This window comes from Nonomuraea sp. NPDC050404 (assembly GCF_040655495.1).
In the GTDB taxonomy this organism is placed as follows: Bacteria; Actinomycetota; Actinomycetes; order Streptosporangiales; family Streptosporangiaceae; genus Nonomuraea.
The window spans coordinates 25238-40034 of the sequence record NZ_JBFAKB010000029.1 but is presented as its reverse complement, the minus strand read 5'-3'; the positions used below and the strand labels follow the sequence as shown (position 1 = coordinate 40034).

Sequence of the window (14797 nt, the reverse complement as noted above, 5' to 3'; positions counted from 1 at the left end):
GGCCGGATCAGGCGGTATGTGCTGACCTGGCCGCATTCGATCCGTCGCGGATGATCTCCCCGGTGAGGTTGCGGTTGGCCTCCGAGCCCAGAAATACGATGAGCGCGGCCATGTCCTCCGCCGTGGAGAGCCTGCGGCTGGGCGTGCGCGCGGCGATCTGGTCGAGCACCTGCTGCGGGAACGGGCGCACGCCGGTGACCGTCAGCCCCGCGACCGCCACGTTGACCAGGATGCCGTCCCTGCCCGCCTCCCAGGCCAGGGCGCGGGCCATGCCGTGCAGGGCCATCTTCGCGGTGCCGTACGGGCCGGGCCCCGGCACGCCCTCCTCTCCGATCCCCGAGGAGACGAACACGATCCTGCCCCACTCCTTGCGCCGCATCTCCGGCAGCACCGCCCCCGCGAGCAGCGCGTTGCCGACCACGTTGGCGTGCATGGCGGCCGACCACTCGGCGGCCGGCACCTCCTCGAACGCCATGCCGCCCGGCTGCACGCCGCCCCACCTGACGGCGTTGGCCACCAGCGCGTCCACAGGCCCCGCCTGCGCCGCCGCGGGCCCGATGGTGGCGTGGTCCTCCAGGTCCAGATGTACGGCCGCGCCCCGGCCGCCCTCCGCCTCGATCCGCCTGACCACCTCGGCCGCCCGGTCCGCGCCGGTGTTGTAGGTGATCATCACCTGCCAGCCCGCTCTGGCGTACGCGAGCGCGGTGGCCGCACCGATGCCGGACGATCCACCTGTTACCAGTACGTGCATGGAAATCTCCTTAATTAGCCGACTAATTAGCCAGCTAAGTGGAGTCCGTCCCGAGCGGCAAGGGTGTTTCGCTATGAGTGAAACTGGCAGCGGGGCCAGCCGCGCAGCAGGCGCGTGAGCAGTTCCCGCTCCTCGGAGGTGAGGTCCTTGAGCAGTTCCTCGTCCGTCCTGAGCCAGATCTCCTCGACCGGCTCGCGCAGCGCCCTGCCCGCGTCGGTGAGGTAGACGCGGCCCACCCGCGGGCGCTCCGGGTCGGGGGAGCGGAATACGAAGCCCGCGCGCTCCAGGCGCTGCAGGGTCTTGGTGACGGTCGGAGGCTCGACGCCGAGCCTGGCGATCAGCTCGCCCTGGGTCAGGCCGTCCTCGCGCCAGAGCTGGTTGAGCAGCAGTTCCTGGCCCGCGTGCAGCCCGAGCGGGATCAGGGCGGCGGCGAGCTCGTTGCGGTGCGCCTTCATGACCTTGATGAGCGCGTACGTCAGCGTCTCGTCCAGCATGCACTCATCTTGCCTTCCGCCTGCCGCTTTGGCGCATGGTGACCCAAGGATGAGGCTGCTCTTACCGTGTCGCGCGGTTTAGCAGACGCCTTCCGCGAAAGGGTGAAGTATCCGGCATGCTGACCCGTCGGGAGACGCAGACGTGACCACACCTGGGGACCCGAACGAGCCCCGCGAGGGGCAGGACCCGCGCCAAGGCGGCCCGAGCGAAGGGCGGCCGGAGGGCGCGCCGCCGCCGCACGAGCCCGAATGGTGGAACGAGGGCACGCTGCCGGACGACGAACGGCCATCCGAGCCGCCTCCCCACGAACACGAAACGCCGTCGGACGCTCCCGGCCAGACCCCGTCGGGCGTTCCCGAGGAGAGGCCGCATCTGACTCCGGCCGACATCCCCGGTGAGAGGCCGGACGGCACTCCCCATGAGAGCCCTGGCGTTGAGGAGCCGATCGCGCCCATGCCGCCCGTGGTGCCGCGTCCCGACGTGCCGCCGACCCACGAGCCCCGCCCGGCCGACGAGCCCGCCCATCCCGACCTGCCCACCGCGCCGGAGACTCCGGAGCCAAGGGGGAGCGACGCCGAGGAGACCCAGGTGTACCAGATCCCCGGCGCCACCCCCTCCTATCCCGGCTGGGGCGGAACGCCGGAGGACGAGGAAGGCCGGCAGGCCAGGCAGCAGCCCTCCCGCTACGAGCAGGGCGAGCAGGGTGAGCAGGGCGACCAGCCGTACTTCGCGCCACCCGCGGAGACGACGCCCTGGCAGGAGGGCAGGCCGCCCCAGGGGGCCGCCGCGCCGTACCGGAACCAGCCGGACACACCGCCGCAGGGCAGCGCCGCGCCGTACCCGAACGAGGCGGACACGCCGCCGCACGGGATCCCCGCGCCGTACCCGATGGGCACGCCACCTCAGGGTGGCGCCACGCCGTACCAGGACCGGGGCCAGGACGCCACGATCCCGGGCACGACGCCCTCCAGCCCGTACGGCGGCCCGCCCGGCTACCCGCCGCCCCCGCCCCCGGGAGCCCCGTACGGCCACTCAGCGCCCCCCTACGGCGACTACGGCCAATACCAGCAGTCCAGGCCCGGCAGCGGCCTGGCGACGGCCTCGCTCGTCCTGGGCGTCGCCAGCCCGTTCCTGGTGTTCGTCTGCTTCACCGGCCTGATCACGGCCGTCCTGTCGATCGTCTTCGGCTGGGTGGCGCTGGTCAAACGGGCGGGCAAGGGCCGCGCCATCGCCGGCATCGTGATCAGTGCCCTGTCGCTGGTCCTGTTCGCGATCGTGGCCATCTGGTTCTGGAACGTCGTCCAGGAGTGCGCCCACCTCCAGGGACCGCTCGCCGACCGCTGCTTCGAGCAGAAGTTCCCGTGGATGAGCGGCACCCGCTAGAGCGGCAGGTGCGCTGACAGGTCCGCCCGGGACCCGCTGGCCGAGATCAAGCCCTTGGCCATGGCCTCGTCCCAGGTCATACGGCCGAGCGCAAGCGAGATCCAGGTACGCCCGTCCATCTCGACCACGTTCGGCGGCGTGCCGCGCGTGTGCCGGGGCCCCGCGATGGCCTGGACGGCGGCGTACGGCGGCACGCGTACCTCGACCGTCCTGCCGGGCGCCGCGGCGGTCAGCCTGTCGAGCAGGAGCCGCACCGCCTGCCTGGCCGCGTCGCGCTCGGGCCGCAGCCCGCGGTCGTAGGCGGCCAGCACGGCATCGACGAGCGCCCCGGGCAGCGCGGACGCGGGGCCGTCGTAGGGGGGCTCATCGAGGGCGACGAGCTGCCCGTCGAGAGCCGATCTCAGCTTTTCCAGGTCCATTTTGCGTGGTGGCACTGCACCATTGTCTCCCGGGCAGCGTTCATCGAGATGGAGGTCATCGTTCACCTCTGGTTTCGACGGTGACCGTAGCCTCCCCGCGGTATAACCGCGCACATATATGGAGGACCTGTGTCGAACCCCAACGGGGGGCGGCGGCTGTTGCCGCTGCTTTCCACCCCGCACAAAGGCGGCCGATCTGCGCTGACCTGCCAGTTCCGCTGCGGTAACGCGTGTGCGCACGAGGTGGCCAACACGACGGACAACGCCTACTTCGGCGACGTGGTGAAGGACGCGCTGTCGCGGCGCGGCGTGCTGCGCGCGGGCGCGCTCGGCGCGGTTGTGGCGGGTGTGGGCGTGGCGGGGACGGCGCCGGCCTTCGCTGACGAGCCGGAGGCGGCGGCCAAGGGCGGGCACGGCGGCGGCAAGAGCGACCTGCGCTTCACGCCCGTCAAGCCGAACAAGGATGACAAGCTGAGCATCCCGGACGACTACAAGTCCTCCGTGGTCGTGGGCTGGGGCGACCCGGTGCTCCCCGACGCGCCGGAGTTCGACTTCGACAACCAGACCGCCGACGCGCAGAACAAGCAGTTCGGCTACAACTGCGACTATGTGACGCTCTTCCCGATGGGCCGGGACCGGGCGCTGCTCTGGGTCAACCACGAGTACAGCGACGAGGCCCTGATGTTCCGCGGCTACACCGGCGGCGCGGACGCGACCGAGGAGCAGATCAAGATCGGCCTGGCCGCGCACGGCGGCTCGGTCGTCGAGATCGAGCGCGCGGGCAACACCGGCGAGTGGAAGCTGGTCACCAAGGGCCGCCGCCGCTACAACCGGCGCATCACCGCTCAGACCAAGATGAAGTTCAGCGGCCCGGCCGCGGGCAGCGACCTGCTCAAGACCGCGGACGACTCCCGCGGCCGCACGCCCATCGGCATGCTGAACAACTGCTCGGGCGGCACCACCCCGTGGGGCACGGTGCTCACCACCGAGGAGAACTTCAACCAGTACTTCGTCAACGGCGACAAGGTGCCGGCGGAGCAGAAGCCGTACGTCACCCGCTACTCGATCACCACCGGCACCCCGGACGACAGCCGCCGGTTCGACCGTGTCGAGGAGCGCTTCGACCTGGAGAAGCACCCGAAGGAGGTCAACAGGTTCGGATGGATCGTGGAGATCGACCCGTTCGACCCCGACTCCACGCCGATCAAGCGCACCGCGCTCGGCCGCTTCGCCCACGAGGCCGCCACCACGACGCTGTCCCGCGACAAGCGCCTGGTCGTCTACATGGGTGACGACGGACGTTTCGAGTACATCTACAAGTTCGTCTCCAAGGACCGCTACATCCCCGGGTTCGACCGGCACAACCGGGACCTGCTGGACGAGGGCACCCTGTACGTGGCCAAGTTCACCGGCGACAGCCCCAAGTCCGAGATCGACGGCTCCGGCAAGCTGCCCAAGGACGGCGAGTTCGACGGCTCGGGCGAGTGGATCCGGCTGGTGTCGGGCGACAAGTCCTACGTCGAGGGCATGTCCGCCGAAGAGGTGCTGGTCTACACCCGTACGGCCGCCGACAAGGTGGGCGCCACGAAGATGGACCGCCCCGAGGACATGGAGCGCAACCCGGTCACCGGCGGCGTCTACGTGGCCCTGACCAACAACACCAACCGCACCCCGGCCCAGGCGGACGAGGCCAACCCGCGCTCGGCGAACAAGCACGGTCACGTCCTGGAGATCGTGGAGCGGCGCAACGACGCGGGCGAGCGCACGTTCGCCTGGTCGATCCCGCTGGTCTGTGGCGACCCGAAGGACGCCAACACCTACTTCGCGGGCTTCGACAAGAACAAGGTCTCGCCGATCTCCTGCCCGGACAACGTGACGTTCGACAAGGACGGCAACCTGTGGATCTCCACGGACGGCAACGCGCTGGGCACGAACGACGGCCTGTTCGTGATGCCGGTCAAGGGTAAGGAGCGCGGCTACCTGCGCCAGTTCCTCACCGTGCCGGTCGGCGCCGAGACCTGCGGTCCGCTCGTCTCCAGCGACCAGCGCAGCGTCTTCGTCGCGGTGCAGCACCCGGGCGAGACCGACGGCGCCAGCCCGGAGAACCCGAGCAGCACCTGGCCCGACGGCGAGGGCAGCCAGCCGCGCCCGTCGGTGGCCGTGGTCTGGCACGAGCGGGGCAAGAAGATCGGTTCCTGAAAACCAGTTGACCTCTAGTTAACTTGAGGTCGTAACGTCCATGCCATGAGCATGGAAATGACCGCCTGGCATCAGCTCTATTCGATGAACAACCAGCAGGAGCGTCGCCCGCTCTCCAGGGCGACGCTCCGTCGCATCGGCGGCTTCGCCCGCCCGCACCGCCGCAAGCTGACCCTGTTCCTGGTGCTCAGCGTGGTGATGGCGGGCCTGGCGGTGGGCGCGCCGCTGCTGGCGGGCCGGGTGGTCGACGCGATCTTCAACGCCGAGCCGATCGGCGTGGTGGTCACGGTGGCCCTGCTGATCGGCGGCCTGGCGATCGCGGAGGCGGCGCTCGGGCTGGTGAACCGCTGGTTGTCGGCCGGCCTGGGCGAGGACCTGATACTCGACCTGCGCACGGCCGTCTTCGACCACGTACAGAAGATGCCGATCGCCTTCTTCACCAGAACCCGCACGGGCGCGCTGGTCAGCCGCCTGAACAACGACGTGATCGGCGCGCAGCGGGCCTTCACCGACACCCTGTCGGGCGTGGCGGGCAACATCGTGACGCTCGTGCTGACGCTCATCGCGATGATCGGCATCTCCTGGCAGATCACGCTGCTCGCGCTGCTGCTCCTGCCCATGTTCATGCTGCCCGCCCGGCGGATGGGCACCAGGATCGCCCACCTGCGGCGCGAGGCGGCCGACCACAACGCGGCCATGGGCACGCAGATGACCGAGCGGTTCTCCGCGCCCGGCGCGACGCTCGTCAAGCTGTTCGGCCGGCCCGCGCACGAGTCGGCCGAGTTCGCCGGCAGGGCGCGGCGGGTGCGCGACATCGGGGTGCGCTCGGCCATGACCCAGTACGCCTTCGTCACCGCGCTGACGCTGGTCTCGGCGCTGGCCCTGGCCCTGGTCTACGGCCTGGGCGGCTTCTACGCCCTGGCGGGCCAGCTCGCCCCCGGCGCGCTGGTGTCGATGGCCATGCTGCTCACCCGCCTCTACGCGCCCCTGACCGCCCTGGCCAGCGCCCGCGTGGACGTGATGAGCGCCGTCGTCAGCTTCGAGCGGGTCTTCGAGGTGCTCGACCTCAAGCCGCTCATCGAGGACAAGCCGGACGCCCGCGAGGTGCCAGAGGGCCCGGTCTCCGTCGAGTTCGACGACGTGCGCTTCGCCTACCCCTCCGCCGACAAGGTCTCGCTGGCCTCGCTGGAGGAGGTCGCCGTGCTCGACACGCGCGGCGGCGACGAGGTGCTGCACGGCGTGTCCTTCCGGGCCGAGCCCGGTCAGATGGTGGCGCTGGTCGGCTCGTCGGGCGCGGGCAAGTCCACGATCGCGCAGCTCCTGCCCAGGTTGTACGACGTCGACTCCGGCGCCGTACGGCTCGGCGGCGTGGACGTACGCGACCTGAGCGCCGACTCCATCCGCGACACGCTCGGCATGGTCACCCAGGACGGCCACCTCTTCCACGAGACGATCCGCGCCAACCTGCTGCTCGCCGCGCCGGACGCCACCGAGGAGGAGATCTGGGACGCGCTCACCCGCGCCCGCCTGGCCACGCTCATCCGGTCGCTGCCCGACGGGCTCGACACGGTGGTGGGCGAGCGCGGCTACCGGCTGTCGGGCGGCGAGCGCCAGCGCCTCACGATCGCCCGCCTGCTGCTGGCCAAGCCCCGGGTGGTGATCCTGGACGAGGCCACGGCGGCGCTCGACTCCACCTCCGAGGCGGCCGTGCAGGCGGCCCTGGGGGAGGCGCTCGACGGCAGGACCGCCGTGGTGATCGCGCACCGGCTGTCCACGGTCCGCGCCGCCGACGTGATCCTGGTGATCGAGGACGGGCGGGTGGTCGAGCGCGGCACGCACGCCGAACTGCTCGCCGCCGAAGGCCGCTACGAGGAGCTGTACCGCACTCAGTTCGAGGACCCGACGGTGGCGGGGGCGGCGGCTTGAGGCTCGCCGGGCTCCTGCCGCTCGCGCAGCGACCACAGCGCGACCGGGATCGCGCAGACCACCGCGACCGCCGCGATGACCAGCGTGAACTGGTAGGCGTCGAGGAAGGCCGGCAGCGGCGGAAGGTCGCTGCCGGCCTGCCTGGCGCTCAGGAACGCGCCCAGCAGGGTGATGCCGAGCAGCCCGAACACCTCGCGCGAGACGTTGAGCACGCCCGAGGCCACGCCTGAGGTGTCCTTGGACATGCCGCCCAGCATGGCGGCCGTCAGGGGGACGAGCAGGCCGCCGCCGAGGCCGTACAGGATGAACCAGGGGGCGACGTCCGCGTAGGTGCCGTCGGCCCCGACCCGGGAGATCAGGTAGATCGCCGCGCCCATGAGCGCCATGCCGAGCGCCACCGTGCGGCCGATGCCGAGCGCCGCGCTGATTCGTTGTGACAGTACCGCGACCACGGCCATGACCAGCGCCATCGGCACGAACGAGGCACCCGCCTCGGTGGGGGAGAAGCCCAGCACGTTCTGCAGCCACAGGGCGCTGAAGAAGTAGATCCCGAACACGCCGAACGTCCAGATCCCGCTGGTGACCAGCCCGCCGCTGAACACCCGCGACCTGAACAGCGACATCGCGATCATCGGCTCGGGGGCCCGCGACTCCACCCGGACGAACGCCACGGCGGCCACCGCGAACACGCCGAACGCGGCCAGGATCGTGGGCGAGGTCCATCCGGCGGCCTCACCCTCGATGAGCGCATATGTCAGGGCGAACAGGGCCAGCGCCGAGGTGGCCAGGCCGGGCAGGTCGAGGTTGTGGCGCACCCGCCCGGACGCGGGCCTGATCGCCCACATCGCCAGCCCCGCCGTCACCAGCCCGATCGGGACGTTGACCAGGTAGATCCAGCCCCAGTGCAGGTTCTCGCTGATGAAGCCGCCCGCCACCGGCCCGAGTGCCATCGACAGCGCCCCCGCCATGCTCCAGACGCCCACGGCCCTGCCGCGCTCGGCGGGGTCGGGGAAGATCTGGCTGATCAGCGCGAGCGCGGTGGGGGTGAGCAGGGCGGCCCCCACTCCCTGTACGGCCCGCGCCCCGATCAGCATGCCGCCCGAGGTGGCCAGCCCGGCGGCCAGCGAGGCCAGCGTGAAGACGGCCAGCCCGCCGAGGAAGACCCTGCGCGCGCCGAACACGTCAGCGAGCCTGCCGCCGGCCAGCATGAGGCCGGCGAAGACGAGGATGTAGGAGCTCACGACCCATTCGAGCCCCGAGATCTCCAGCCCCAGATCCCGCTGGATCGTGGGCAACGCGACGTTCTGCACGTTGTTGTCCAGATAAGTCATGAAAGTGCCCAGCGTCACCGCGGCGAGCGCCCACCATCGCATGGCAGTCCTTCCTATACAGCGTACTTGTACGCCGTATAGTTGAACTTGTACGTCGTATAGTTGTCAACCGTGATGGGAAAACTGACCGCGCGGACGATCGCGGAGCGGGCCCTGGAGATCGGCGACGCCGAGGGCCTCGACGCCGTGACGATCCGCCGCCTGGCCACGGATCTCGGCGTGACCCCGATGGCCCTCTACTGGCACCACAAGAACAAGGAACAGCTGATCATCGGCATGGCCGACCACCTGATCGGCGGCTTCGCGCCCAAGCCGGCCGACGAGCGCCCCTGGCAGGCCCAGCTCCGCGACCTCGTCGAGGGACTGATCAGGACGCTGCGCACACACCCCTGCGCCAAGGACGTGCTCGGGCACATCGACCCCGTCGCGGTGCCGAACTTCCTGTCGGTGTGGGACCAGGCGCTCGGCCTGGCCCGTACGGCGGGGTTCGGCGTGGACGAGAGCTGCCTGATCACCAAGTACATCCTGCAGAGCGCCATCTCCATCGCCGACGCCCCGGTCCACCGGCACACCACGCCCGACCTGAACCACACGATCAAGGCCAAGCGGGTCGCCCTGCAGTCACTGCCGGTGGAGACCTACCCGCACATCGTGGAGATGGCGTCGCCGCTGGCGGATGGGATGCCTCCGGAGTTGTACGACACCTTCGGCGTCGACCTCGTGCTGACCGGCATCGAGGCGCTGGCGGCCAGAGGTTAGGGTTTCGATCATGTCCTTCGAGCTGATCTGCGAGATCGAACCCCCGACCAAGCCCGATCTGACGCACGTACGGCACCAGATCGGCACCATGAGCAAGATCGCCCACTCGTTCCTGATCCCCGACAACCACATCGGCCGCGCGACCGTATCGAGCGTGGCCGTGGCCCACGAGGTCCAGGCGATGGGCGGGCGCGGCATCGCCTGCCTCAACTCGCGCGACCGCAACCTGCTCGGCTTCCGCCGCGACCTGCTGACGGCGCAGGCGTACGGGGTGGACCAGTTTCTCTTCGTCTACGGCGACAAGCCCACAAGCGGAAACAGGACGAGCGACCTGACGGTCCGCTCGATGATCGAGGAGGCGCGCGAGTTCTCGCCCGGCGCACGGCTCGGTGCCGCCGCCGGGATGCGCCCGCTGCCGTCGTTCAAGCGCGCAGCCGACTTCCTGTTCCTCCAGGTCGGCTTCTCGGTGGTGGCCCAGGTGCGCTGGCGCGAGGCCAACCCGGTGGACGTGCCCGTCTACGCCGGGGTCATGGTGCTGGCCAGCGAGCGGCACGCCCGCATGCTGGCCTCCACGATCCCGGACATCGACCTCCCCGAGACCCTGATCGAACAGGTCGCCGCCGACCGCATGGCGGGCGTGGAGGCGGCCTGCGCGCAGGTCCTGGCGCTACGCGAGTCCGGCGCCTTCGCCGGCGTCCACCTCGTCCCGGTCTCCCGCTACCGCGACGTCGAATCCAGGCTCGCCGCCGCCTTCATCAAATGAGGCCGAGTTTCAGCATGAGGGCGCGATCGAGATCCGCGATCTCATGCGCCTCGAGCGTGTCCTTGAACTCGCCGAGCCTTGATGGGGAGACCGAGTAGATCTGGTCCGTCAGCACGCGCGACTTCGAGCCGTTGAAGTCGATCTCTGGCCGGTAGCTGGCGGGACCAGCGCTCGTTGAGGTCATGGCGATGGTAATCGTGCTGGTCGTGAAGTGCTTCGATTGGATGATCACCGCATAACGGGGGCCCTGCTGCCCGTTATCACGGGCTCCCGGAAGAGACTTGATCTCATAGATGGCGCCTCGAAAGATCACTCGCCTACGCCCATGAAGCGCTGGATGGCGAGCATCTCGGCTTGATCGTCGGGATCGTTCCTGAGGCGGTCCGCATCTGCGGCGGCCTGCTCGATCAGCATCTCCTTGTAGGTGTGGAGCACGGCGTAACGGACGGCCTCGGAACGGCTTCTCGTCTCTCCCGCAAGCGCGCGCAGAGCCGTCTCCATCGCTTCATCGGTGCGTACGTTTAGAGTCCCCATACCAAAGACTGTAATACAAATCGTAATACAGTCAGCGGCGGCCCGGCCGGGCCAGGGCCGCCAGCGCCGCGCCGGCCAGGGCGACCGCGAAGAGCACCGCGTACGCGCGCTGGAACCCGTCCATGAGCTGCCCCACCGCCACCGGCGACAGCGTGGACAGGGTTCCCGCGTACACCTGGGCGCGCAGCCCCGGCCCCACCGAGGAGGTCAGGACGCTGAGCGACATGCCGACGCTGATGACGATGCCGACGTTCATCACCATGACGCGGAAGCCGTTAACCACCCCCAGGCTGCCGGTCGGCAGCGCCCGCATGACCTGCGTGGTGTTGCCGGTCAGGAACGCGCCGCTGCCGCACCCCGCCACGAACAGCCCGACCCCGATCACCCAGTACGGCGTCGCCGGATCGGCCGTGACCATCAGCGTGCCGAGCCCCGCCGCGCTGAGCACCGCGCCGCCGATCGACAGCGCGTACGGCGACACCTTGCGCCCCAGCAGCCCCACCAGCGGCGAGGCCAGCCCGATCCCGACCGGCACGGGCAGCACGCTCAGCCCCGCCTCGAACGCGTCCACCCCCCTGGCCGCCTGGAAGTACAGCGCGACCACCAGGATCAGCGCGGAGCGGGCCAGCGCGTTGCAGAAGGAGGCCAGGTTCGCCAGGGCCAGCAGCCGCCCGCCGAACAGCCGCAGGTCCAGCACCGGGTTGGGGGCGCGCCGCTGGGCCAGCAGGATCACCGGCACCAGCACCACGAACAGCCCCGCCCCGGCCAGCACCACCGGGCTGGTCAGCCCCCGGGGACCGGCCTCCGACAGCGCCAGCAGCAGCGCTGACAGCGCCGCGAACACCAGCACGTTGCCCAGCGCGTCCACCGGCTCGCGCGGTCGCCTTGGCACCTTGCGTAAGATCGCCGCCCCGACGCCGAGCGCGACGAGCCCGGCGGGCACGTTCACCCAGAAGATCCACTGCCAGCCGAACGTCTCCGCGATCAGCCCGCCCAGCGTGGGCCCGAGCAACTGGGCCACCGACAGCGTGCCGATGTAGACGCCCATGCCCTGGCTGAGCCGGTCGGACGGGAACGCGTCGGTGATGATCACGGTGCCGTTCGCCAGGATCATGGCGGCACCCACGGCCTGCAGCACGCGCATCGCGATCAGGAACCACACGTCCGGCGACAGCCCGGCCAGCAGCGAGGCCAGTGTGAACAGGGCGAAGCCGGTCAGATAGACCTCGCGCCTGCCCAGCAGGTCGGCCACCCGGCCGAAGAAGACCAGGCTGGCCGTGTTGACCAGCAGGAACGCCAGCAGGATCCAGCCCGACTCGGTCGCGTTCGCCTGGAAGTGCCGCACCACGGTCGGCAGTGCCACGTTGAGGGTGCTGCCGGCGATGCCGATGAGGATCAGGCCCAGACTGGTGACCGCGCAGACCTGCCAGGCGTAGCGGAGGCGGGCGTCGTCTTGGGGGGTGACCGCGACCATGCCTCCCACTATGACGTACGACGTACGTCCGTTTTGTACCAGGGGTCACCTGGCTCGCTTGCGCAACCCCTCCAGGTCATGAATCACCACGCGCCGCCTGCCGGTCTCGATCAGCCCCCGGTCGCGCAGCGTCCGCAGCGCCTTGCTGACGGCCTCGCGGGAGGCGCCGGTCCAGCCCGCCAGCTCGTCCTGGGACAGCGGCAGCGCTACCCGCACCCCGCTGTTGGTCTTCTCCCCGTACCGTTCGGCCAGCTCCAGCAGCCGCGTCGCCACCCGCCCGGTGGTGTCGAACGCGCCGTACTCGATGCGTTTCCTGTCGGCGTCGCGCAGCTTGCCGCTGACGAGTTGCATGAGCAGGACGGCGATGCGCCCGTGAGACTCCAGGAAGCCGGTGAAGTCGCGCACCACGATGCCGGAGATCGGCTCCAGCGCGGTCACCGTGGTCGACCGGGGAGAGCCGTCGATGGCCGACAACTCGCCGAGCAACGCGCCGGGGCCGCGCACGGCCAGCACCACTTCGGTGCCGGCGCTGGTGTGGGAGGAGCACTTGACCCGCCCCTCCGTCAGCACGAGCACCCAGTCGGAGGTGTCGCCCTCGGTCATGATGGTCGTGCCCCGGTCCCAGCGCCGCGGGCGGCCGGCCGAGCGCAGACTCTCGACCTCCGCGGCGGTGAGCATGGTCAGGAACTCTCCGGGCTCTGGATCCATGGGCCCGATTATGTCGGTAGCGGCCTCGCCCATCTATGTCATTTCGGTCAGAACATAGGCCGCCACGCGCTCCTGCTTGCCCTTGAGGCTGAGCGGCCCCAGCGGGTTGACCCGCGCACCCTCCCCGAGCTGCTGGTACGTCGTCTCGCCGATCACCACAGTGCCCGGCTCGGCGAGCGTCTGGAGCCTGGCGGCCACGTTCACGGCGTCGCCCATCGCGTTGAAGCCGCGCAACTCCGGGCTGCCGATGTTGCCGACCAGCGCGGGCCCGGTGTTGACCCCCACCCGGAACGTCGGCCACTCCACCGAGTCCACCCGCCAGGCCATCTCCTCGGCGATCTCGGCGGCGGCCCGCTGCATCTGCAGCGCGGCCTGGCAGGCCAGCCGCGCGTGCCCGTCCTGCGTGGCGGGGGCGTTGAACAGGGCCAGCAGCGCGTCGCCGACGAACTGCACGATCGTGCCGCGGTTGTTGAGAATGCACGGCACGGCGGCCGTGTGGTAGCGGTTGAGCATCTCGACGATCTCGCCGGGCGTGACCCTCTCCGAGAACGTGGTGAAGCCCTTGAGATCGGCGAACAGCGCGGTCAGCTCCTTGACCTGCCCGCCCAGCTCCGCCTGCGCGGGATCGGAGAGCAGCGCGTGCGCCACGTCCGGCGACATGTACTGGTGGAAGAGCGTGTGCAGCGCCTGGTAGAGCCGGGCGTTCTCCAGCGACAACGAGAGCTGCCCGGCCAGCGTCGCGGCCAGCGCCTCGTCCTGGTTCGTCCGCCCGATCGGCACCTCCAGCACGCCCGCCAGGTTTCCCTCGACGGTCAGCGGGAAGGCCAGCAACTGCTCGCGCCTGATCGGGTTGCCGTCGGTGAAGTGGTAGTTCCGCGAGCCGATCTGCGTCTTCCCGTCGGCGATCAGCGCGATCTTGACATCCCCGTACGCCTGCCGCACCCGCTCCAGCGACGTCGTCAGCAACTGCTCCTCCGGCAGCCCGACCCTGGTCTGCGCGTTCACAGCCACCAGCGCGGCCAGCCGCTCCGACAGCTCCCGCTCCTGGGCCAGCGCCTGCCCCGCCCGGTCGAGCACCGCGGCCTGGCCCTCGTTGAGCCGGAACTTGCCCGACATGCGGGTCGCGGCCATCGGCTCGCCCCGGCGTACGTGCTCGACCAGTTCCTCCAGCGCCTGGTCGTAGTCGCGCCTGATGCGCGCCACGGTCGCCGACAGCGTCACCGAGTCGAACAGGCCCGCGCTCGACCCCTCCCGCCGGAACTGCAGGTACGCGCTGTAGCCCACGAAGACGAAGGCCAGCGTCAGCAGGATGTGCCACTCCCACCAGGACAGATGCCAGTTGAGCTGCGACATGCCGGCGATCATGGACTCGGCCAGCAGCGCGTACGCGGTGATCAGGCTGATCAGCATGGCCGATGGTCGCCGCCGGTGCAGCAGGAACATCATCACGCTGGCCGCCGCGTACAGCACCACTCCCGGCACCGACGCCCACATCAGCCAGTTCATCGGCGAGACGAGCGGTGGCTCGCTGAGCGGGGTCAGGCCGGGGATCAGCGAGGCCAGACCCCACAACACCATGACGCCGACGAGCGCGCCGCGGATGAAGTGTTGCGAGCCCAGCACGGACTTGGCCGCCCGCTCGTCCAGCGGCAGCGCCGAGGCGAAGGCGAAGGCCGCCGCGATCGAGAGCCCCACCTGCTGCCCGATGTCGAACCCCACCGAGCCGGTGGCCAGGATGAACTTCGGCGTGGCCAGCCCGTGCAGGAAGAAGAAGCCCGCGCTGCTCAGGAAGACCATGGAGACCAGGAACAGCCGGGCGTCCTGCCGCCGCCGCGACGCCTCGCTGATGAGCACACCGAGCACCACGTTGACGCCGGCCACCAGGATGATGAGCCAGAAGTGGCTGCCGTTGTGCTGCCAGAAGATGTTGATGTGCGGCTGGGCGAGCAGCAGCCAGAGGCCGAGCAGGGGCAGGATCAGATGGATGCCCCAGACCACGCCGCGTACGGGCTGGGTGGCTTTGGGGAGGTAAGGCGCGGGACCGGGGGTTGGCAC

The 14797-nt window shown here is 70.1% G+C and carries 14 protein-coding genes; 5 read left to right on the top strand and 9 right to left on the bottom strand.

The window, feature by feature from the left end; all coding sequences use genetic code 11:
* Positions 1 to 7 precede the first annotated feature (7 nt).
* On the bottom strand, positions 8 to 751 hold the full coding sequence (locus AB0I81_RS50515; RefSeq protein WP_360674330.1) for an SDR family oxidoreductase: 744 nt from the start codon (positions 749 to 751) through the stop codon (positions 8 to 10).
* 71 nt (positions 752 to 822) lie between these two features.
* Positions 823 to 1245 carry a MarR family transcriptional regulator gene (locus AB0I81_RS50510; protein WP_360674327.1) on the bottom strand — a complete coding sequence of 141 codons (423 nt, stop codon included), beginning with the start codon at positions 1243 to 1245 and terminating at the stop codon, positions 823 to 825.
* A gap of 142 nt (positions 1246 to 1387) precedes the next feature.
* Between AB0I81_RS50510 and AB0I81_RS50505 the strand changes: the two genes are divergently transcribed.
* Complete coding sequence (locus AB0I81_RS50505; protein ID WP_360674324.1) at positions 1388 to 2629, top strand: hypothetical protein; 1242 nt, start codon at positions 1388 to 1390, stop codon at positions 2627 to 2629.
* On the opposite strand, the gene AB0I81_RS50500 is transcribed toward AB0I81_RS50505, so the two are convergent.
* Positions 2626 to 3048 (bottom strand): sterol carrier family protein, encoded by a 423-nt coding sequence (locus tag AB0I81_RS50500; RefSeq protein ID WP_360674619.1) that lies wholly within the window; start codon positions 3046 to 3048, stop codon positions 2626 to 2628. The two genes, AB0I81_RS50505 and AB0I81_RS50500, sit on opposite strands and share 4 nt — an antisense overlap.
* Positions 3049 to 3177: 129 nt before the next feature.
* Between AB0I81_RS50500 and AB0I81_RS50495 the strand changes: the two genes are divergently transcribed.
* Together AB0I81_RS50495 and AB0I81_RS50490 are read left to right on the top strand one after the other, a co-directional pair.
* Positions 3178 to 5247, top strand: coding sequence for a PhoX family phosphatase (locus AB0I81_RS50495; protein ID WP_360674321.1), 2070 nt, complete (start codon positions 3178 to 3180; stop codon positions 5245 to 5247).
* Positions 5248 to 5292: 45 nt separating this feature from the next.
* Positions 5293 to 7173, top strand: a complete 1881-nt coding sequence (locus AB0I81_RS50490; protein ID WP_360674318.1) for an ABC transporter ATP-binding protein — start codon at positions 5293 to 5295, stop codon at positions 7171 to 7173.
* On the opposite strand, the gene AB0I81_RS50485 is transcribed toward AB0I81_RS50490, so the two are convergent.
* Positions 7134 to 8546 (bottom strand): DHA2 family efflux MFS transporter permease subunit, encoded by a 1413-nt coding sequence (locus AB0I81_RS50485; protein WP_360674315.1) that lies wholly within the window; start codon positions 8544 to 8546, stop codon positions 7134 to 7136. The two genes, AB0I81_RS50490 and AB0I81_RS50485, sit on opposite strands and share 40 nt — an antisense overlap.
* Positions 8547 to 8618: 72 nt before the next feature.
* Between AB0I81_RS50485 and AB0I81_RS50480 the strand changes: the two genes are divergently transcribed.
* Positions 8619 to 9263, top strand: coding sequence for a TetR family transcriptional regulator (locus tag AB0I81_RS50480; RefSeq protein ID WP_360674616.1), 645 nt, complete (start codon positions 8619 to 8621; stop codon positions 9261 to 9263).
* Positions 9264 to 9273: 10 nt separating this feature from the next.
* Entirely contained in the window at positions 9274 to 10026 is a 753-nt protein-coding gene (locus tag AB0I81_RS50475) for a methylenetetrahydrofolate reductase (RefSeq protein WP_360674313.1), read from the top strand.
* Here AB0I81_RS50475 and AB0I81_RS50470 read toward each other — a convergent pair.
* From AB0I81_RS50470 to AB0I81_RS50450, 5 genes are all read right to left on the bottom strand, one after another.
* Entirely contained in the window at positions 10019 to 10339 is a 321-nt protein-coding gene (locus tag AB0I81_RS50470) for a type II toxin-antitoxin system PemK/MazF family toxin (protein ID WP_360674310.1), read from the bottom strand. The genes AB0I81_RS50475 and AB0I81_RS50470 overlap by 8 nt on opposite strands.
* Entirely contained in the window at positions 10336 to 10527 is a 192-nt protein-coding gene (locus AB0I81_RS50465; RefSeq protein ID WP_360674307.1) for a hypothetical protein, read from the bottom strand. The genes AB0I81_RS50470 and AB0I81_RS50465 overlap by 4 nt, the downstream gene beginning before the upstream one ends.
* Positions 10528 to 10591: 64 nt before the next feature.
* Positions 10592 to 12034, bottom strand: a complete 1443-nt coding sequence (locus AB0I81_RS50460; protein ID WP_360674305.1) for an MFS transporter — start codon at positions 12032 to 12034, stop codon at positions 10592 to 10594.
* Positions 12035 to 12079: 45 nt separating this feature from the next.
* The gene (locus AB0I81_RS50455; protein WP_360674302.1) at positions 12080 to 12742 is read right to left on the bottom strand and encodes a Crp/Fnr family transcriptional regulator; all 663 of its coding nucleotides are present in this window, start codon (positions 12740 to 12742) and stop codon (positions 12080 to 12082) included.
* A gap of 33 nt (positions 12743 to 12775) precedes the next feature.
* Positions 12776 to 14797 carry an adenylate/guanylate cyclase domain-containing protein gene (locus AB0I81_RS50450; RefSeq protein WP_360674299.1) on the bottom strand — a complete coding sequence of 674 codons (2022 nt, stop codon included), beginning with the start codon at positions 14795 to 14797 and terminating at the stop codon, positions 12776 to 12778.